17 protein-coding genes are annotated in these 20,891 nt (G+C 51.9%); 11 read left to right on the plus strand and 6 right to left on the minus strand.

What is annotated here, in order from left to right; all coding sequences use genetic code 11:
* The 4 genes from lnt (at position 1) to holA (ending at position 5,606) form a co-directional block, all read left to right on the plus strand.
* Entirely contained in the window at positions 1–1,491 is a 1,491-nt protein-coding gene (gene lnt, locus ACMAY6_RS12420) for an apolipoprotein N-acyltransferase (RefSeq protein ID WP_435212274.1), read from the plus strand.
* A gap of 90 nt (positions 1,492–1,581) precedes the next feature.
* A complete protein-coding gene (leuS, locus tag ACMAY6_RS12425) occupies positions 1,582–4,029 on the plus strand; it encodes a leucine--tRNA ligase (RefSeq protein WP_435212276.1) in 2,448 nt (815 codons plus the stop codon).
* A 26-nt stretch (positions 4,030–4,055) separates the two neighbouring features.
* The gene (gene lptE / locus ACMAY6_RS12430) at positions 4,056–4,568 is read left to right on the plus strand and encodes an LPS assembly lipoprotein LptE (protein WP_435212278.1); all 513 of its coding nucleotides are present in this window, start codon (positions 4,056–4,058) and stop codon (positions 4,566–4,568) included.
* Complete coding sequence (holA, locus tag ACMAY6_RS12435) at positions 4,569–5,606, plus strand: DNA polymerase III subunit delta (RefSeq protein ID WP_435212280.1); 1,038 nt, start codon at positions 4,569–4,571, stop codon at positions 5,604–5,606.
* A gap of 10 nt (positions 5,607–5,616) precedes the next feature.
* Here holA and ACMAY6_RS12440 read toward each other — a convergent pair whose 3' ends face one another.
* On the minus strand, positions 5,617–6,837 hold the full coding sequence (locus tag ACMAY6_RS12440) for an MFS transporter (RefSeq protein WP_435212281.1): 1,221 nt from the start codon (positions 6,835–6,837) through the stop codon (positions 5,617–5,619).
* 123 nt (positions 6,838–6,960) lie between these two features.
* Here ACMAY6_RS12440 and imuA point away from each other — a divergent pair, with 123 nt between their 5' ends.
* The 4 genes from imuA (at position 6,961) to ACMAY6_RS12460 (ending at position 10,249) form a co-directional block, all read left to right on the plus strand.
* Complete coding sequence (gene imuA, locus ACMAY6_RS12445) at positions 6,961–7,704, plus strand: translesion DNA synthesis-associated protein ImuA (RefSeq protein WP_435212282.1); 744 nt, start codon at positions 6,961–6,963, stop codon at positions 7,702–7,704.
* 95 nt (positions 7,705–7,799) lie between these two features.
* Positions 7,800–8,237, plus strand: a complete 438-nt coding sequence (locus ACMAY6_RS12450) for an OsmC family protein (protein ID WP_435212284.1) — start codon at positions 7,800–7,802, stop codon at positions 8,235–8,237.
* The gene (locus ACMAY6_RS12455) at positions 8,237–8,449 is read left to right on the plus strand and encodes a DUF2788 domain-containing protein (RefSeq protein ID WP_435212286.1); all 213 of its coding nucleotides are present in this window, start codon (positions 8,237–8,239) and stop codon (positions 8,447–8,449) included. The genes ACMAY6_RS12450 and ACMAY6_RS12455 overlap by 1 nt, the downstream gene beginning before the upstream one ends.
* 360 nt (positions 8,450–8,809) lie before the next feature.
* Positions 8,810–10,249, plus strand: coding sequence for a Y-family DNA polymerase (locus tag ACMAY6_RS12460; RefSeq protein WP_435212288.1), 1,440 nt, complete (start codon positions 8,810–8,812; stop codon positions 10,247–10,249).
* Between the two features lie 229 nt (positions 10,250–10,478).
* Here the strand turns inward: ACMAY6_RS12460 and ACMAY6_RS12465 are convergent, their stop codons facing one another.
* The gene (locus ACMAY6_RS12465; RefSeq protein WP_435212290.1) at positions 10,479–11,009 is read right to left on the minus strand and encodes a lipocalin family protein; all 531 of its coding nucleotides are present in this window, start codon (positions 11,007–11,009) and stop codon (positions 10,479–10,481) included.
* Between the two features lie 273 nt (positions 11,010–11,282).
* On the opposite strand from ACMAY6_RS12465, the gene ACMAY6_RS12470 reads away from it, so the two are divergent.
* Positions 11,283–14,375: an error-prone DNA polymerase gene (locus ACMAY6_RS12470; RefSeq protein WP_435212291.1), complete on the plus strand. Its 3,093-nt coding sequence runs from the start codon at positions 11,283–11,285 to the stop codon at positions 14,373–14,375.
* A gap of 374 nt (positions 14,376–14,749) precedes the next feature.
* Positions 14,750–16,081, plus strand: a complete 1,332-nt coding sequence (locus tag ACMAY6_RS12475; protein WP_435212293.1) for an EAL domain-containing protein — start codon at positions 14,750–14,752, stop codon at positions 16,079–16,081.
* Positions 16,082–16,121: 40 nt separating this feature from the next.
* On the opposite strand, the gene ACMAY6_RS12480 is transcribed toward ACMAY6_RS12475, so the two are convergent.
* The 4 genes from ACMAY6_RS12480 to ACMAY6_RS12495 all read right to left on the minus strand — a co-directional run bounded on the left by ACMAY6_RS12480 (position 16,122) and on the right by ACMAY6_RS12495 (position 19,722).
* A complete protein-coding gene (locus ACMAY6_RS12480; RefSeq protein WP_435212295.1) occupies positions 16,122–16,661 on the minus strand; it encodes a cupin domain-containing protein in 540 nt (179 codons plus the stop codon).
* A complete protein-coding gene (locus ACMAY6_RS12485) occupies positions 16,630–16,875 on the minus strand; it encodes a CPXCG motif-containing cysteine-rich protein (protein WP_435216027.1) in 246 nt (81 codons plus the stop codon). The genes ACMAY6_RS12480 and ACMAY6_RS12485 overlap by 32 nt, the downstream gene beginning before the upstream one ends.
* Complete coding sequence (locus tag ACMAY6_RS12490) at positions 16,838–18,382, minus strand: flavin-containing monooxygenase (protein WP_435212297.1); 1,545 nt, start codon at positions 18,380–18,382, stop codon at positions 16,838–16,840. Before ACMAY6_RS12490 ends, ACMAY6_RS12485 begins: the two co-directional genes overlap by 38 nt.
* A 122-nt stretch (positions 18,383–18,504) precedes the next feature.
* Entirely contained in the window at positions 18,505–19,722 is a 1,218-nt protein-coding gene (locus ACMAY6_RS12495; RefSeq protein WP_435212298.1) for an argininosuccinate synthase, read from the minus strand.
* A gap of 111 nt (positions 19,723–19,833) precedes the next feature.
* On the opposite strand from ACMAY6_RS12495, the gene pyrC reads away from it, so the two are divergent.
* Positions 19,834–20,874 carry a dihydroorotase gene (gene pyrC, locus ACMAY6_RS12500; RefSeq protein WP_435212300.1) on the plus strand — a complete coding sequence of 347 codons (1,041 nt, stop codon included), beginning with the start codon at positions 19,834–19,836 and terminating at the stop codon, positions 20,872–20,874.
* Positions 20,875–20,891: the final 17 nt, after the last annotated feature.

The raw sequence follows: 20,891 nt of genomic DNA on the forward strand, positions 1-20,891 counted from the left end.
GTGACGTCTAGAGTTAAAGCTCTAGCTAGCAGTATGCTGCCGGTCATCGCAGGCGCCCTCTTCATACCGGGCCTGGCACCTCTGTCAGCTTGGCCGGCCACATTGTTCAGCATTGCTGCCTTGTTGTATCTCATCCATCGCCCATCAAATCACTCTGCCTTTGTCACCGGCTGGCTCTACGGCGCCGGCCTCTTTGGTGGTGGCGTCTCCTGGGTCTATGTCAGCATCAATGTTTATGGTCAAGCGCCACCGCCATTAGCCGGGGCCCTCACCGCGGCCTTTTGCTTGGGACTCGCCCTACTCACTGGGCTTCAAATGGCGCTATACCGCTACTGCATTGGCGATTGTGAAAACCCCGAGCCCGCACTTTTTGCGGCAATCTGGGTCTTGTTCGAATGGGTGCGCAGCTGGCTTCTGACTGGTTTTCCCTGGCTCTATGCGGGGTACATTGCTCTCGACACCCCGGCGGCCGGTTGGGCGCCGGTGATTGGTGTTTATGGGCTGAGCTTTATGATTGTGGGACTCTCAGCCGCCGTTGGCTCTTGGGCGTTCACTCGGCACAGCGGGCGCCGCAGCCAATGGGCAGCAACTTCAATTTGGGCCCTTGTGATTCTAATGGGCTTGTCCCTAAGTGCCATCCAGTGGACCCAGGACAGTGCCGCCCCTGTGACTACCGCCATTTATCAGCCCAATATTCCCCTAGAAAAAAAATGGAACCGTCGTTATTTTCGCGCAATCCAACAGCAATACATAAACAGCTCTTTACCCCATTTCGAAACGGTTGACCTCGTACTGTGGCCTGAATCTGCACTGCCCGGCTATCGCGACCGCATCAACGACTACCTGAATCAGGTTTCTGCCGCAGCCGAGGAAACAGAAACCACATTGATTACCGGCATTCCCACCCGTGACGAACAAGGCAGCTATAACAGTATTATTGCTTTAGGTCAGGGAAACGGTGAGTACCGCAAACAAAAGCTGGTGCCTTTTGGAGAGTACGTACCTTTTGAGGATAGCTTACGGGGCTTAATTCAATTTTTTGATTTACCCATGTCCAATTTCATCTCTGGGCCCGATGTCCCGCCAATCTTGTCGGCCAGAGCTTTACGTGTGGCATCCTTTATCTGTTATGAAGTGGTCTATCCCGACTTCGTCTGGCAGGGTGCACGCACCTCAGACATTCTGATTACCGTCAGCAACGACAGTTGGTTCGGTCACTCCATGGGGCCTTTACAACATCTGCAAATGGCGCGTTTTAGGGCGCTCGAAACTGGCAGGCCGCTTTTAAGAGGCACTAATAATGGTGTGTCAGCGATAATAGATCACAGGGGCGAGCCCGTCGTTACCGCGCCACAATTTGAAGAACACGTCATTACCGGAGTGGTGCAGCCAAAAACAGGCTTAACTCCCATCATGTGGCTGGGAAGTGCACCCACTTTGGTTTTTTGTGGCTTATTCATCGCTGCTGCGGGCTATCGCAGACCACGTTGACCACCCCAAGCCCTCTCTCAGACTGGTACACTTGACCCTTTGAGAACCAATGTCCCCAATCAAACGATGGGGCAAGCAGATAGAGCCCCTATGAATCAGGAATACAGTCCCCAGCAAATCGAGCTTGCTGCCCAGAAACGCTGGGCGACCGAAGAGACTTATAAAGCCACTCCAGACAGTACGCTTGAGAAATTTTACTGCCTAGCTATGTTTCCCTACCCCAGTGGTAAATTGCATATGGGGCATGTGCGCAACTACACGATCGCCGACGTCATTGCACGGTATCAGCGTATGCAGGGGAAAAACGTTCTCCAACCTATGGGTTGGGACGCCTTTGGCCTCCCCGCTGAAAATGCAGCCATTGCCAACCAAGTCCCCCCCGCAGCTTGGACCCTAGACAACATTGCGGAAATGCGCAGCCAGCTCTCAAGGCTTGGGTTTGCATACGATTGGAGCCGAGAAGTTACAACCTGCCAACCTGATTACTACCGCTGGGAACAGTGGTTTTTTACCCGGCTCCTCGAGCGTGGTTTGGCCTACAAAAAAGAAGCCGACGTCAATTGGTGTGAGACTGACCAAACGGTTTTAGCCAATGAACAAGTCGTCGATGGCAAGTGTTGGCGCTGCGACAACCCGGTAGAACGGAAAGCCATCAATCAGTGGTTCATTCGGATCACTGCCTATGCTCAAGAACTGTTAGATGACTTGGATTCTTTAAAACAGTGGCCTGAACAAGTCGTGGCTATGCAACGCAATTGGATCGGGCGCTCGGTAGGGGCCAACGTCAGGTTTCCCTATGGCGACAGCGACGCAGTCGAGGTTTACACGACGCGGCCCGATACCCTGATGGGCGTCACCTACCTTGCGGTCGCGCCACAACATCCCCTTGCCATTGAAGCCGCAACCGGCAACCCAAAGCTGGCTGCGTTTATTGAAAAGCTTGGTCACATAAAAGTGGCCGAGGCCGACATGGCCACCCTTGAAAAACAAGGAATGGACACGGGGCTCACGGTGTCCCACCCGTTGACCGGGGCCCCCCTACCCCTATGGGTTGCCAATTTTGTATTGATGGGCTACGGGTCCGGCGCCGTCATGTCTGTGCCGGGACACGACCAGCGTGACTGGGAATTTGCCAGCAAATATGGCCTACCAATAGTTCAAGTTATTGAGGGTACCGAAGAGCAACCCGCAGACCTCACCCGGGCCGCTTATACCGATAAAGGTGACCTGATTAACTCCGGAGAGTTTGATGGGCTCAATTTTACAGCGGCCTTTGAAGCGATTGTTGCGCAACTCACCGAGCGCAATTTAGGGGAAAGCACCGTTAATTTCCGGCTGCGCGACTGGGGCGTATCCCGCCAGCGTTACTGGGGTACGCCCATCCCGGTCATCAATTGCCAAACCTGTGGCTCGGTACCCGTGCCCGCTGACGACCTTCCCGTCTTGCTTCCTACTGACGTGGCGCTCAAAGGCGTGGGCTCACCGCTGACTAGCCTAGAGAGCTTTACCAAAACAGAGTGTCCACGCTGCGGCCAAGCCGCAGAAAGGGAAACGGATACGTTTGACACTTTTATGGAGTCATCTTGGTACTACGCGCGTTACGCCTCTGCCGGCAACAGCAGCGCCATGCTTGATGATGAAGCCAATTATTGGCTAGAAGTCGATCAATACGTAGGCGGCATTGAACACGCCATCCTGCACCTCTTGTATGCTCGATTTTTTCACAAACTAATGCGCGATGAGGGCTTAGTGACTTCTGATGAGCCGTTTCGACGTTTGCTGACTCAGGGGATGGTTCTTAAAGATGGCACGAAGATGTCAAAATCCCGAGGCAATACGGTTGATCCACAAGAACTGATAGATCGTTACGGCGCTGATACCGTTCGACTTTTCAGTATGTTCGCTGCTCCCCCAGAACAAAGCCTTGAATGGTCAGACTCCGGCGTTGAAGGAGCCAACCGTTTTCTTCGACGCCTCTGGCGAATGGTCTCCGAGCACAGTAACCGGGGACCCGTACCCGACATCAAGGTCAGCGAACTCAACAAAGCTCAAAAAGACCTCCGTCGAAAAACCCACGAGACAATTGGCAAAGTGGACGACGATTACGGTCGCAGGCAAACCTTTAACACCGCTATCGCTGCGGTTATGGAGCTGTGTAACGAAGTCAGTAAGTTAGATACCAGCACTGACAATGGTTTAGCGGTTGAGCGCGAAGCCTTGCAGGCGGCTCTTTTGCTCCTCTGCCCAATTGTGCCTCATGTCACCGAACATTTATGGCGCGAATTAAATGACGCGGATATTATTTCGGCGCGATGGCCCTTGGTTGACGCCGCTGCGCTGAGCAGGGATGAGCTCGAAATTGTGGTGCAGGTTAATGGCAAGGTGCGAGCCAAACTCAACGTTGCGGTAGATGCGGACAAAGAGACCTTGGAGGCAACAGCTTTGGCAGAAGAGAATGTCATGCGCTTTATTGCAGACAAAACGGTGCGAAAGGTCATCGTTGTGCCCGGAAAACTTGTTAATGTCGTGGCGAATTAATGGCCACGGCCCTGAGAGTACAAACCATGAAAGTGTCTAAGCTGGGTTATACGGGCCTTCTTTTTCTACTCACCTTTTTCTTAGTCGGATGTGGCTTTCAACTCAAGGGAGCCGCGGGGTCTTTGGGCTCAACATCTCTAACCGGCACTGAAGTCGTGCTCGTCAGCCGTCAGCCCCGGGGCGAACTCACCACGGCGCTGCGGGAGCAATTACGCCTGCAAGGCGCCCTACTGAACCAAGAAACTACCGAGGGTTTGGTGCTTCGGCTGGGGGAAGAACGTTTTCAACAACGTAACCTGTCTCTAACAGCTCAGGCGAGAGCCGCAGAAGTAGAGCTCACCATGGTGGCTAGTTTCGCCTTGAGCCAAGGTGCCACTGAACTTGCCATGGATACCGATGTTCAGGTGGTACGCCAGTTTCTCAACGACCCGTTGAATGTGATGGGCAAGACCGAAGAGCTTCGACTGCTGCGCGAGGAAATGCGGCAAGATCTGGCGGCTCAAATTATTCGGCGTATCACTTACAGTCTCAGCCAATAAATGCCAGTTAAGCCCGAACAACTTTCACAACATCTCAATCGCGAGTTAAAGCGATGCTATTTGGTGTTCGGTGACGAAACACTAATCGTCGAAGAATGCGCCGATACCGTACGAGCCGCTGCCAGAGCTGCCGGCTGCACCGAACGCGAGATTATCGAAATTTCGGGCACGGGTGATTGGCAACAGCTATTGCAGAGCGCAGGGGCTTTGTCGCTTTTTGCTGACCGCAAGCTTATTGAAATTAGACTGCCCTCAGGGAAGCCCGGAACCGAGGGGAGCAAAGCCCTTCAGGAGTACCTCGCCCTCGATACGGAGGATGTTCTGCTAGTCATTGCGGGTAAAGTGGACAAGCAATCGCAACGTGCCAAATGGTTTACACGGATCGATCAGGACGGCTTAGCCGTGCAAATTTGGCCCGTAGGGCGCCGTGAGCTCCCCGGCTTCCTCCAGCAACGACTGAAAAGCGTCGGCCTACGTGCAGACCGCGATGCAGTGCAGCTTCTCGCGGAACGTGTTGAAGGCAACTTGCTCGCCGCGGTGCAGGAAGTCGACAAACTCAAATTATTAGCCACAGAAGAGCATGTCACTGTAGACACGGTCTTAAACAGCGTCCTGGCCAACGCTCGCTACAGTACCTTTGGTCTAGCAGATACCGCGTTAAGCGGTGACGCCGCCGCCGCAATTAGAACGCTGCGGGGCTTAGAAGCTGAGTCCACACAACCCCCTGCCGTGTTGTGGCCTCTCAATCGAGATGTTGCACTACTCGCCGGCCTGCATGACGACTGCGCTAAAGGTCAGCCTTTATCCCGAGCCATGAATCAACGGGGTGTCTGGCGCAGTCGCATGGGCCTCGTCCAAGGGGCAGCAGAACGACAAAACGCCGACGGGATTGGCCGACTCCAAAAACTGGCCTTTCAAGCCGATGCGACGGTGAAGGGTTTTGAAAAAGGTAACCCTTGGGACATATTAGATCAGCTTGTTGTGCTCTTGGCTCAGGGCCCTAACGGCAAAGCTACAAAACCTGCCAGCACTCGATAATAGGCCATGATTACGAAAGACTTGAGCGACGCGCGTAAAGTAACCACAGTACTAGCCAGCCAGCACCAGCGGTTATGGTAAAGACGACGGTGTAACCAAAGCTATCGGTGAGCATCCCCAAACACGCCGAACCAATCGCGGGCGCCCCCATTGCAAATAGCGTCCACAGGCTCAATACCCGACCGCGATAACTCTCGACCAAGCGCAGCTGAATAATCGTTTGGCAACCGGTACCTGCAATAGTCGTGACCAAGCTCAGCGCAAAAATTAATGCCCCCAGCCGGTATAAATTAGAACCCAAGAATAAGCCCAGTATTAACAGGGCAGCGGCGGCAATAGCCATTGCCACTAGGTTGAGCAAACGGGCTGTGTCAGCCTGTTGGCGGGTCATAACCAAACCACCCACAATAGATCCTAGGCCCGCGCTCGCTGTCAACGCAGCCAGTTCTCGCGCGCCCCCGCCTAAAAAGCCACCTGCAAAGGCCGGCAGAAGCTCCACGACAGTCCTACCCAAGACACCATTGAGAATAGTGAAAGCAAAGATCAATTGAATAGCCGGCTCCTCGCGCACATAACGAATACCCGCTTTAAATTGTTGTACGTAGGGCTCTCTAGGTCGTGGCTCACGAACACCTACACCGTGGAGCTTGAGCAGGATAGCCGCCGCAATTGCAAACATTATGCTCGCGAGCATAAAAGCCAGCTCGGGACCAGAACCGGCAATCAGGGCCGCCCCAAGGGCAGGGCCTAGGATACGAGCAATATTGAAGGTGGTGGCAGATAGACCTACAGCACTCGGCAAGGCCGCTCGTTCAACTAAAAGCGGTATCAGTGCAAGTCGCATCGGGCTATGGCCCGATGTAACAACCCCCATAGCCAATGCCAAAGACAGCAGAACGGGAACCCCAAAGACACCTGCCCACAACGCTACTACCCCGGCCAAAGCAATAAAGCCGTGTATGAACATTGAAGCCACTAAACCAGAACGCGGATTGATTCGGTCTGACAAAATGCCGAACCAAGGTGACAGCAAGAGCGCAGGGGCAAGCATTAAAGCGGCGGTTATGCCGACCCAGGTTGCCGATAACGTTAGGTCCCAGGCGCTCCAGCCCAATAAAAAGCGCAACATCCAAGACCCAAGACTAGAAAACCAGCTGGCAGGGAAATAACGCCGAAATGCCACCTCACTTAAAGCTGACCGCCGTACCTGTCGCTTTTCACGACGCTCCAAATAACCTCCCCTTGATTTTGTCGCTCCACAGGACTACTGTTCATTTATACAGTATCTTATACAGCAGTACATACAGCCATCAACGCATCTAGCTGTAAGTCCCTAGCCGCAGAGGAACACAACATGTCTGATCCACTTGAACACATCATAAGTCGCTCTGATACCTGGCGCGGCATGAGTACTGGCGAAAATGTATTCGCGATGCGTACATCTGCCAATAGTGACTTACACGGCGTAGACGCACTGCCTACGGGATTTACAGCCCTCGACGATCAAATCGCCATGGCAGGTTGGCCACTACGCGGCGGCGTTGAAGTTCTAGGTAAGGATAACAGCACTGACTCCATGGGCTTGTTCCTACCCACCATGGCAGCCCTCAGCGAACAACGCCGTTGGCAGGCTTTTATTGCCCCACCCCATGCCCCTTATGCACCGCTACTCGCCGCCCGTGGGATTGCCACCGAGCAAATTCTGATGGTGCACCCTAAAGATCGTGAAGAGTTATTATGGGCCACAGAACAAGCCATCCGTAGCACCACTTGCAGTATCGTTTTCAGCTGGCTGGGAGCCAGTGATTACCGTTATGCTGAATTACGAAAGCTACAGTTAGCCGCCACTGAAAACGACACACTTGTCGTTCTTTTTAGGGCCAATCAAGCTATAGAACAACATACGCCGTTTAGCTTGCGCCTAACCGTCGATCGCTATCACACCGTCGATATTCTTAAGCAACGTGGCGGCAGGCCAACAGGTAATATCAGACTTCCTGATGAAGAAGACATCATTAACACCCCACAACCCTGGGAGATTTCTGCAGGCAAAATGCGTCGTACTCATACGGGGCAAATACTGACGCCCGTTGCCTAAAACGAAGCCATTAAAAACCGTCACATGACGTCGCATGAACAGGCAAGCTACACTCACGTACTTGCCTAGCCGATAGCCCCTACGGAGCCGACTTCATGGAACCTCTTCCGCACCATTACACGGCCATCGCCAGTGGTGACAAAGCCGATAGTCACATTACGGTAACCGCCTCGGGTCTGCCTGATCTCACCACTAATGCCCCCGCCGAATTTGGCGGCCCGGGCAATCAATGGAGTCCTGAATCACTATTAATGGCTGCCGTAGCAGACTGCTTTGTTTTGACGTTTCGTGCCATTGCTCAAGCATCCAAACTACAGTGGGATCAAATTCAATGTCAGGCGACTGGCACGCTTGATCGCATTGACCGCAAGCCACAATTTACGGAGATTCAGTTGCATGTCACCGTAACGCCACAAGGCGATATCAGCGCAGAACGCGTACAACGTCTTCTCGAAAAGGCTGAAGACGGCTGTTTAATCACCAACTCTCTAAGTGCGACTGTGTCCATGACTAGCGATATTCAGCAAGCCTAATGGCACTGGATACTTGGCTCAGTGAGTGGGGCGTTACCCTCGGTGTAACGGCACTCATGGCACTGATGGTTTTTATTGTTTGGGATCTGGCGCGCCGCAACAATGCCGGGCGTTACGGCACCTTTATTTTATTTATTGCACTTGCCATGGGCCTGCTAGGCTTTGCCATTAAAGGGGCTATCCAGTACTTAATGGAAGGCGGCGGCCTTTAAATCTAGCCCCGGTCTAAAGGCGCATTTACCTCATAGAAACCGGCACCATGGGCTGCTCCTCAAACAAGCGGAAAATTTTTCTTCTTTTCCAATTTTTACAAACTGCGAGCGGCGCTATTTTAGACTTACAACAACACAACAAAATACACCATCTACACTCAAGGTTGCCCCACACAAGCTCGGTTTCGCTCAAGACCTATGCGAGCCAATAGCAATATGCGTAACACCTCGGATTACCATACACACAACGCATAACAGCCATTAAGGCTGCTAGGGCAATTAAGGCTTCGATAAAGAAAATTCTTTGGCGTCGCTCAAAAGGCTATTCAATACTGTATATATATACAGTATTATTGGGGTATGTCCCTCTGGCTCTACCTTCGCTTTCCCCAGCTTCCCCTTGAGTGTCAACCACTACAGCAGGACTACCCAGCCGTTGTCATAGAGCGACAGCGCGTAATCGCTGTCAACGACGAAGCGCAATTAACCGGCCTTAAACTAGGACAAAGTACTGCCACCGTTCGTGCCCTCGTCGATACATCTCATCTACAACTCCTTGAACGGGATCCAAGCCAAGAGTTGCGCGCCTTGGAACGCCTAGAGTGCTGGGCTTACAGCATCACGCCCACGCTGGAACGCTGGCAGGATGAGGGAATTCAACTTGAGGTCGGTCGATGTTTAAAGCTGTACGGCGGTCTGAAAAAGCTATTTGACAACATTCAAAATGACCTCGAGAAACGGGGTTTTACGGTCAAATCAGGCTTAGCACCTAACCGTTCTGCCGCTTGGCTACTCAGTCATTGGGAGGAACGTTTTTTATATCCATCGGATCAAAGTCTACGAAAGCGGCTTGATAAAATTCCTCTATACCTACTGCGCAAAGTTCAAGCAGGTCAATTCTTGAGTGCCATTACCAGCCTCGAAAAAGCGGGGATTCAAACACTGGGAGAGATACTCGAAATGCCTACAAGCGCACTGGGACGCCGCTGCGGCCAGGCATTTCAAAAATGGCTGGGAGATGTCACGGCGACTTCTGACACCGTTACTCAGGATTTTCATCCGCCCCATCAGTTTTATGATTCCTTATGGTTCGGCTTTGAAATTCGCAACCAGATCGAACTGCATCCCGCTATGCAGCAATTACTGCAAGCTTTGGCGCGCTTTTGCCATGCGACTCAACATCGGGCAACCCATATCGAGTGGCAGATGTTGCGCATGCATGGCAGCACCGAACGCTTCGAAGTTCGCAGTAGTGAAGCTCATGCTGATCCCAAGCTCTGGTTTGAGCTATCACGCCTGAGCCTAGAACAGAGCTCACTGGGTGCCAGTATCGAGGGATTGGCCCTTAATGTTCATCACTTCCAAACCCAACATGCCGTTGTTGCCGATTTATTTGGTGAAACCCATCATCGTGAACCCCTGCATAATCTGGTCGATCGCCTCAGATCACGGCTAGGACTACAAGCCATCAATCAGATCGCCCTACGCGAGGCACATTTACCCGAACACAGTCAGTATTTAAGTCAAGATACCGCACCGCTACAGCCGACCTTGCAGGGGCAGGCACAACGACCTTTTTGGCTATTTGATGAGCCCCACCCAATACGGATTAAAGACAATGTATTGCACTGGAACGGGGTATTAACAATCTTGCTGGGACCTGAGCGCCTTGAAGATAATTGGTGGCAAAAACCCGCCAGCCGAGACTACTACATTGCCCAAACTCAAGCAGGACAACCCATTTGGATTTTCGAAGATCGCTATAGCAAACAATGGTATGTACAGGGAATACTGCCATAGGCACTTCAAGCGCCTTGCACAGTAACTTCAAAGTCTGTTCGCGCTAATTAGCTGCGACAACCAACACAGTGAGTAGGACTGAACGGTTTAAAGAGCTCATACCATAGCGAGGCGCCTCAAAGTTTCAGTCATCAACCGAACAGATTTTAGCGTTTGCTGCTGTCTTTGCCCCGCCTCATTAGACGTCTTTCAACAAATAAAAATCAGGCTCAAGTTGTAGAGCATGCCTTTAGTGCAACCAGACCAAGTCATCCACGGCAAACCCCAGGGCCTGAGCGCGATCGGTAAATGACTGGCGAGTTTCATCGCTGATATCGGTGTCTCGAGCTAGTAGCCACAAGTAATCCGTGTTGTAACCCGCCACAAAGGCGTATCGATAATTAGGGTCTAACTCAAAGACAATGTAACTACCGTAGAACGGCCCAAAAAATGAAACTTTAAGATGCGCCGTGCCCTCATCGCCAACAAACTTAGCGTGACCCTCGGCAACTTTATACTCACCCGTTTCTGAGTCGGTGCCACTGTTGATAACGCGGACAGCACCATCGTCACGTAACGAGTACTCCGCCGTCACATCAACCAGACCTCGCTCAAAACTGTGATCGAGACGGGCAATTTCATGCCACGTGCCCAGATAGCGTGACTTATCAAAATCGGTCACCGGCTCGACACCCTCAGGCATACCGGTACACCCAGATAACGCCACCAAAATGAGCAAACTAAAACTCAGGTATTTAAATATAATTCGGCTCAACGTCATGGCACTAACCTTATGAAATAGTTGTTTTCAGGGCCATGAAGAACCTCACCACAGCCATCGGTGTCCACTGTAACCGCTTCACCATTTGTGAAGGAAGATGTGCCCACCCATATTGCTCAATCAATATTCTTTGATGAGGTTCCTGATGACATAAAACAGCCCTCCGACGTCGAAGAACGTTACCGCTATCAAACCGTTACCCGCCTGTGTAATAAGCCATTAAATTCCAGCACCACACCATTATACTGTATAAATATACAGTATAATAATTGTATGCCTTACGCCGAACTTCACTGTCTTAGTAACTACAGCTTCCTACTCGGAGCCTCCCACCCCGAAGAATTAGTGGAACGTGCCGCCGCCTGCGGCTACTCCGCATTGGCCATTACCGACGAATGCTCCCTTGCCGGTGTTGTAAAGGCACATGTCGCTGCAAAACGCTGCGCTATAAAACTTATTATTGGTAGTGAATTTAATTTGGTTGAAGGTATTCGCCTTATTGCACTGGCGCCCAGCCGAGAGGCCTATGCCGAGCTGTCAGGCCTAATCAGTCGCTCTAGACGCCGCAGCCCCAAAGGCGAGTACACCACCCGACTGCGTGACATTATCTTTCACTTGAAACGCTGCCTTATTATCTGGCTACCCGGCGACTCTGAGCATGAAATGGGGTCCGGGCAGCAACTGGCACGATTATGTCCCGGACGAATCTGGATTGGCAGTAGTCGCCTACTAGGCAATGATGAAATACGACGCTTTCGCCAGCGTTGGGACTTAGCACAACAGTTAAACCTACCCTTGGTCGCCTGCGGTGATGTCCGGATGCACAGCGCATCACGAAAACGACTGCATGATGTACTAACCGCCCTACACCACAACACAACGGTTAGTAAGCTGGGGCTGCGGAGACTGGCTAACAGCCAACAGCACCTGCGCACTCTTGATAAATTACTCCCGCTCTACCCGCCATCACTGATTGGCGAAACTTTACGCATCAGTCAACAGTGCCAATTCAGCCTTGATGAACTTCGCTATGAGTACCCAGAAGAAGTTATTCCAACCGGCCAAGATGCTAATACCTATTTACGAGAGCAGGTCGCTCTAGGTGCGGCGCAACGCTGGCCTAACGGTGTACCCAATAGCATTCAGAATCGCATACAACACGAATTAGTACTCATTTCTGAACTCGACTTCGAATACTACTTTCTAACTGTGTACGACCTTGTTCGATTTGCTAGGGAAAGGCATATCCTGTGCCAAGGTCGAGGCTCTGCTGCCAATTCTGTTGTTTGCTATTGCTTACACATTACCGAAGTCAATCCCGAGCAAGTTAACTTGCTATTCGAGCGTTTCATATCCCGAGAACGCGATGAGCCTCCAGATATTGACGTGGATTTTGAACACGAACGTCGTGAAGAAATCATTCAATATATCTACCGAAAATACACGCGGAGACGCGCCGCTTTAGCTGCTACCGTTATCACTTATCGGTCCAGAAGTGCGGTTCGAGATGTCGGTAAAGCCCTAGGTCTCGATGCCATTTTAGTGGAAGATCTTGCTAAGTCACTGGCGTGGTGGAACCGAGAGGGCGAGCTTAGGCAGCGCTTCGAGCAGCAAGGCATGGGGATGCCCGGCAAACAGGCTCAGCTTTTCCTTGATCTGGTACAGGAGATACTCGGCTTTCCACGCCATCTCTCCCAGCACGTTGGCGGCTTTGTTATTAGCCGCGGTCCCATCTCCAATTTGGTTCCGGTAGAAAACGCCAGTATGGATGAACGAACGGTTATTCAATGGGACAAAGAAGATATTGAAGCCCTAGGATTACTAAAAGTTGATGTACTGGCTTTAGGTATGTTGTCGGCTATCCGTAAAACTTTGGCGCTAGTAAACCGGGAAAATCCTCAAATTAAGCGTATTCAGGATATTCCCCGTGAAGACCAGGCAACTTATAAAATGCTTCAGTCCGCCGACTCCCTGGGTGTATTTCAGATTGAGTCTCGAGCACAGATGTCGATGCTGCCACGGCTTAAGCCCGCTTGTTTTTATGACCTTGTCATTGAGATTGCTATTGTCCGGCCAGGCCCGATACAAGGCGATATGGTACACCCCTACCTACGTAGAAAGCATGGGCTCGAAGTGGTTACCTACCCCAATGAAGATATTAAGTCGGTACTCGAGCCGACATTAGGGGTCCCCATTTTTCAAGAGCAAGTGATTCGCCTCGCCATGGTTGCTGCGGGGTTTACCGGGGGAGAGGCAGACGCACTGCGCCGAGCAATCACCAACTGGGGTCGCAACAGCAAACTCTTAACTTTTGAGAAAAAACTCAAGGATGGTATGCGTGAGCGAGGCTACAGTGCCGAGTACTCCAATCGCTTGTTCGATCAAATTAAGGGCTTTGGCGGCTATGGTTTCCCGGAGTCCCATTCAGCCAGTTTTGCCCTATTGGCCTACGTTTCTGCCTGGTTAAAGTGTCATTATCCAGCGGCTTTTTACGTGGGCCTACTCAATAGCCAGCCCATGGGGTTCTATACACCCTCACAGCTTGTACAAGATGCCCAGCGCCATGGTGTCATCGTCTTACCCGCAGACGTCAATCACAGCGACTGGAACCATCAACTGCTCAGTCAGACCGATCAGGGGCAGCCACCAATACGCTTGGGTTTACGGCTAATAAAAGGACTCAATAAACGCGCGGGACAACGGGTTGCCGATGCCCAGCGACAGATGCCATTTAAAAGCATGAGTGACCTTAGGCGTAGAGCACAGCTCGACAAAGGTGACATGGAGGTACTAGCCAGCGCTGACGCCTTAAAGAGTCTAAGTGGGCATCGCCACCAATCCCAGTGGCAAGTCATGGCACTGCAAACGCCCAGCCCCCTGCTACGCGATACGCCCTATGAAAACAGACCCGAAGGCTTAAGTGATCACATTGAGTTACCAATGCCCTCTGTTGCTGAAAACGTGATGGCGGACTACCAAAGCACCGGGGTCACACTACGTGACCACCCACTTGCGTTGCTACGTGGACACGCTCCATTTAATCAATGCCGAAAGTACAGCGAGCTTTCAGCACTGGGGAACAATCGCTTCGTTCGCATTGCCGGTATTGTTACTTGTCGCCAACGCCCCGGAACAGCGTCTGGCGTGGTGTTTCTGACCCTGGAAGATGAGACAGGCAACCACAACGTGGTTGTTTGGCCAAAAGTACAAGATCAGTTTAGACAGGCCCTGATGACCGCACAGCTACTACTTGTGAAAGGAACCCTCGAATGTCGTGATGGCGTGATGCATGTGATTGCCGGCGCTTTATTCGACCATAGCGATGCCTTGACTGAGCTGCAGGTTAAATCGCGCGACTTTCGCTGATACCACGTTTATATCAGCACCAAAGAATCATCATCTGAAGATCGTTACCGACGTCTGCGCACTTGAAACCAACCAATAATCATGGGGTTGCGCTGGTGGGCAGCAACTTAAAATCACCGCCATAGCCGCATCAGCAGTTCATATCAGCAGCCGCTGATACGGCTGAATGGCAGCAGTTCTTTTCGGATAAAAGCAGGTACTATAGGCTGGCTAAGAAGGGTTAGGTCAAGCCATTGGCTACCTGTTGTCGCAACAGTGCAACTGTGTTGAGCGGTAACCGGCTACCAATGAAAAGTTGGTGTTTTGGGAGTGTGGCAGCGTGCTCGTAGTATCAAAATATATCACTAGCGGTCTATCTTAAGCCCATGGTGCTTATGGATAACATTGATGTATTGGTAATCGCCGAATCACAGGCACAAAGCACCCGCCTAAGCAGGATGGTGGGACGAACATTATCTGGCCACTATCAACCCTGCAGCGAATCTGAGTTTCATCAGTATTTAGTCGCCAAACGATACGATGTCATCATTCTTGGCAATCCCAGTAAATTAAGCAGCGACGTGCTAGAGCTGATTGATAACCATCAGCCCAATACTAGCCTTGTCATGTTTGATGCTAATAGCGAGGTAAATGCGCAGTTATTAGACCAACAGGCCAGGCGCCTCAACGTGAACCTAGTTTCAGTGCTGCCGCTACCCTGCCCACCGGAGCGCTTAGAAGCCGTCGTAGAGCGATTGACTACCGCATCCCATGAGAACAGCGTTGACAGTGCTCCCATGTCTGCCGAGGAAGTCAGTTCGGCACTTGATGCTGGAAAGATACAGGCGTGGTTTCAACCTAAAGTGCGGATCGCTGACGGTGCCGTAACCGGCTTTGAAGCGTTAGCGCGATGGGTTGAACCCGACGGCTCGATGTTACCGCCACGGGTATTTATACCCTCAGCAGAGGAATCTGAAGTCATTATCCCGCTGACGAGGAAGCTTATCTCTGACAGTATTATTGAGCTGAGCAGTTGGAAGCGCAGTAACCTCAATCTCAAGGTATCCGTGAATGCTACCGTTGAAGTACTGGATTCCGATAACTTTGTTCCCTGGCTGCAAGACCTGCTTGAGCGTCATAAATTAGCACCCAGTTCGATAATTATTGAAATTACAGAATCTCGAGTGGTGGGGTCGGCTAGCAAGGTAGTGGAAAATCTCACCCACTTAAGACAGCTAGGCTTAGGGGTCTCTCTTGATGACTTCGGCACGGGTTACTCATCACTTCTGCAGCTAAGTCGCATGCCCTGCACAGAACTTAAAATTGACCGATCCTTCGTATCAGGCGCATCAGGTAAAGAAGAGACGGCTGTTTTACTGGGCAATAGTGTCCGCATTGGGCACGGGCTGGGCTTAAACGTTGTTGCCGAGGGCGTGGAAACCCGTGCTGACTGGGAGGCCGTAGCAAGGGCCAAAGTTGACGAGGTACAGGGCTGGTTTGTGGGTAGGGCGCAACCTGCCGAGAGCGTTATTCCATGGATTGAAGACTGGAATAGCCGGCAACTACTCTTACAAACCGAACGGCCGAAGCCTCTGTTAAATAAAACCGTCACGCAAAAACTGCTTGGCCGGGATCAGTGGCTTTTTCATCGACCCAATGCCTTAAGCATCACACTGCTGTTTATTCTCATGGCGCTATCAGCACTACTAGCCAGGTTCGTTGATTAATTTGCAGCTGCGCAACAAAAAAAGCGCAGAAGCAGCAATATTAATCCAGCACTAACTCAGTGACCGGCTGACCTTTAATACCGGCGTAAACCACCAAAATCACGGCATCTTCAGCGCCTATACTGACGCCGCCATGGGGCTGGTTTACAAGTTCGATAACACCATCCCCTGGATTGACCTCTAACGTTTTCCCCTGAGGTGTCCTCACCTCCAAGCGCCCCTGTAACAAAACTCCAGCGGTAGCATAGGGGTGTATGTGCATAGGCAATGCAGCCCCAGCAGGTATGGTCACGCGAACCACCGATATTTCAGGATCGCCCAAACTGTAAGAAGGGAGGGGGTGGCCATTCCAAGATGTATCTGATTTGATCAAAACTTCTGTCGTGATGGATTCCATCCCAGCGAGGGTGTCATCGGCCGCTACTGCCGCAAAGCCCAGCAGACCCGCGATGAAAAACAGCCACTGATTCAAGTTTTTCAGTGCCAACTGCAGCCTCCTCATCGCCCCCACATCATCAGTGCCTAAAAGCCGCTGAGCCGCCTCGCGCTCAACAGTCGAGCTCAGATTGAACTCTCGCATCGAGCGCCCCCTGCTCGTTTTCTGTCACCAGAAACTCTATGGGCCTGCAGCACACCTGGCAATCCTCAATATAATCTACCCCAACATCCTCGGGGTTAAGCAAAACAGAAATGCCCTCTCCACAGTAGGGACAAGAAATCGTCTGCTCCTGCAATGTCCAATTATTCATGCGACGTTTAGCTAGCCTTCTTGATTTCAACCGCGTCGTTGGCATCCACTCCGGTCGCTGATTCAAAGCTCAGCGCACCATCTTCAAGTGGCTCATCGCGGAACATTTGTCGATCCTTGCGAAAGTTCTGTGGATTTACCCACGGACTCTGATCACCTTGCTTTGGAAACAGGTGCATCACCCGCTGCATATAGCCCGCTGAAAAATTATCAATCCATAAGCGCTTAGGCATGGATTGTGCCAGTGCGGATGAAATGCGAGGAGTGAACTGGGAGTTGCCCGTCGCCTTCAAGTGATTCACCACGCGAGTTGTCCAGTGCGCGATCAAATCGGCCCGCAGCGTCCAAGAGGCGTTGATGTAACCAAAGGTCTGAATCATGTTCGGCACGTTGGAACACATCATGCCTTTGTAGGTCCACTCCTTAGAGAAGTCCACCGGTTCGCCATCTACCGAGAATTCAGCACCGCCGAGAACCAACAGATTTAGGCCGGTAGCAGAGACGATGATATCGGCCTCTAGATGTTGGCCTGACTTAAGCGAGATACCCTTGGCATCAATCAGCGCAATGTGGTCGGTAACGACATCGGCTTTTCCCGATTTAAGCACTTCAAATAGATCATCGTCAGGAACCAAACACAGCCGCTGGTCCCAAGGGTTGTAGTCGGGTGTAAAGTGTTTTTCGACATCCAGAATATCGCCAACCTCTGATTTCACCTTCTTGAGTAAGCTACGCCGCAAAATACTTGGGGCCACCCGGGATAGGCCGTAAAAAAACTGCTGCCACACCGTGTTGCGCCAACGGGTCAAGGCGTAGGCCAGTTTTTCGGGCAGGTGCCTGCGCAGCCAGTTCGCCCCAGCATCAATAGAGGGGCGCGAAATGACGTAGGTGGGTGAGCGCTGCAGCATGGTCACATGCTTTGCGGTTGACGCCATATTGGGCACTAGCGTCATAGCCGTCGCCCCCGAGCCAATCACCACGACTTTTTTATTACTGTAGTCGAGATCTTGAGGCCAAAACTGCGGGTGCACCCAAGTACCGTCAAAACTATCTTTGCCAGGAAACTCAGGCTGATACCCCGAGTCATAGCTGTAGTACCCCGCACACATGAGCAACACATTACAACGGTACTCCACCATGGCGCCTGCTGACTCGACGGACAAAACCCACTGGCCAAGCTCGCTATGCCAGTTCGCTGACTTAAGTTGATGCTGAAACCGAATATGCTCTCGAACACCGTATTCATCTGCAGTGGCATTCACGTACTCGCGGATGGAGGTCCCATCGGCAATCGCCTTTTCCGCTGACCACGGTTTAAAGTCATAACCCAAAGTGTGCATGTCGCTGTCGGAGCGAATGCCAGGGTATCGGAATATATCCCAGGTCCCACCAATAGCCTCTCTGCGCTCAATAATCGCAAAAGATGAATCCGGGCAATCACGCTGCAAACGCACTCCAGCGCCAATACCTGACAAACCAGCGCCCACTACGATGACATCGAAATACGCGGACTCTTCAGAAAATGCCTTGCTTGTCCCGACGGTGCTTTCCATACCTTTACCTCGATATTCTATGTTCGGGTTTACTCACCCGAGAATTAGACCATAGTGGCGCGCCTCTGTGGGGTCATCCAAGGACAGGAGCGGGTGATTTCCAGACACCCATCACCGCGGCGCTAGTGCTGTGATCGGCCTTTTTGCGCCGCAATACGCATTCGCAGTGCATTGAGCTTGATAAACCCCTCAGCGTCCTGTTGATTGTATGCGCCTGCATCGTCTTCGAAGGTGGCAATACTTTCATCAAATAATGAATCGTCAGATCGCCGACCCAAAACTGTCACGTTACCTTTGTACAAACGTAACCGAACGTCGCCATTCACCCAGCGCTGACTATCGTCGATGGCTGACTGCAACATAAGCCGCTCTGGTGACCACCAGTAGCCGTTGTAAATGAGTTTAGCGTATCGAGGCATCAGTTCATCTTTAAGGTGCATTGCCTCGCGATCAAGCGTAATCGACTCCATCGCCCGGTGAGCGCGCAGCATGATGGTGCCGCCCGGGGTCTCATAGCAGCCCCTAGACTTCATCCCCACGTAACGGTTCTCAACGATATCTGCACGTCCAATGCCGTGGGCACCGCCGCGTTGATTTAATAAGGCAAGCACCTCCGCCGGGGTGTGGGCGACTCCGTCAATGGCCGTGATATCGCCACGGCTAAAACTCAGGGTTATCTCCTCACCCTGATCAGGCGCCGACTCGGGGCTGACGGTCCAGCGCCACATCGACTCTTCGGCGTCAGCCCACGGGTCCTCAAGCACCCCTCCCTCGTAGGAAATATGCAGGAGATTGGCATCCATAGAATAGGGCGATTTTTTTGAGGCCCCTGAAAAATCAACCGGTATCGCTCGCTGCTCGCAGTAGGCCATTAATGATTCTCGCGACCCCAGATCCCACTCCCGCCAAGGAGCGATAATCTGAATACCGGGCTTTAAGGCATAAGCGCCCAATTCGAATCGAATCTGGTCATTTCCCTTCCCCGTAGCACCGTGGGAAATAGCATCTGCACCGGTTTCATTGGCGATCTCAACCAGCCTTTTGGCAATAAGCGGTCTGGCTATAGACGTGCCAAGCAGATACTCGCCTTCATAAATGGTATTGGCGCGGAACATGGGGTAAACAAAATCTCGGACAAACTCTTCCCGCAAATCATCGATGAATATTTCCTTAATACCCAGTGCCTGCGCTTTTGCTCTGGCGGGTTCAACCTCTTCGCCTTGACCAATATCAGCGGTAAAGGTAACGACCTCGCAGTCGTAGGTCTCCTGCAACCAACGAACAATAACCGAGGTATCGAGACCGCCAGAGTAGGCAAGTACGACTTTATTGACAGACATGAACACACAACCTTTAAGACAATGAAGGGAAAGAGGTGACAAGTTTACGCCTAGAGTGTGAGCTTGCCCAGCATACCCCTGATAGACTTACGGCCAGGTACGGAGCTAGCCATGAAAAAACTTACTATCACTCAGCCAGACGACTGGCATGTTCACCTCAGAGACGGATCCGCCTTGGAGAGGACCGCCAATGATATTGCTCGATGGGCCCGTCGCGCAGTAGTTATGCCCAACCTCTCCCCCCCCGTGGTCGATGTTGCAGCCGCCGACGCTTACCGCGAGCGAATCATTAACGCGTTAACGCCAGAGAATCGACATTTTGATCCGCTGATGACCCTCTACCTTACGGACAATACCTCGGCTGAAGAAGTGGCTAAAATCGCTGCGTCATCAACGGTACACGCCATTAAACTCTATCCCGCGGGCGCCACAACAAACTCCGCCGCAGGTGTTAACGATCTATCCCGTCTTTACCCGGTCTTTGAGGCCATGGAAAAGCATGATGTTCCGCTGCTGATTCACGGCGAGGTCACAGACTCAGATATTGATATTTTTGATCGTGAAAAAATATTCATCGATCAGCACCTGGGCCCGCTGGTTGAGCACTTTCCGGGTTTGCGAGTTATCTTCGAGCACATTACCACCGAAGAAGCCGTTGCCTTTGTTGTGGCGGCACGAGACGGTGTCGCGGCCACTATTACTGCACACCACCTACTGTACAATCGAAACGACATGCTGGTGGGTGGAATTCGACCCCATTTCTTCTGTTTACCAATCCTTAAACGCGATCAACATCGAATGGCGCTTTGCCGAGCCGCAACCTCTGGCAACCCCCGTTTTTTTCTCGGCACAGATTCAGCACCCCATGTCCGTTCAGACAAAGAATCCAGCTGCGGCTGTGCCGGTTGCTACACCGGCCATGCGGCGATGGAGCTCTACGCCGAGGTCTTTGAAGCCGAGGGTGCACTGGACCAACTGGAGGGATTTGCGAGTCACTTTGGTGCTGATTTTTACAGATTACCTCGCAACGACGGGACAATTACGCTGGTACAGAAGGCCAATGCAGTACCGACACAGTTGTCCCTGGGCAAGGATGATGTGGTCATTCCTATTCGTGCCGGCGAAATGTTGCGCTGGGAGCTGGTAACGTGACAGCAGAGAGCGACTTC

This window comes from Luminiphilus sp. nBUS_16 (assembly GCF_051201645.1).
In the GTDB taxonomy this organism is placed as follows: Bacteria; Pseudomonadota; Gammaproteobacteria; order Pseudomonadales; family Halieaceae; genus Luminiphilus.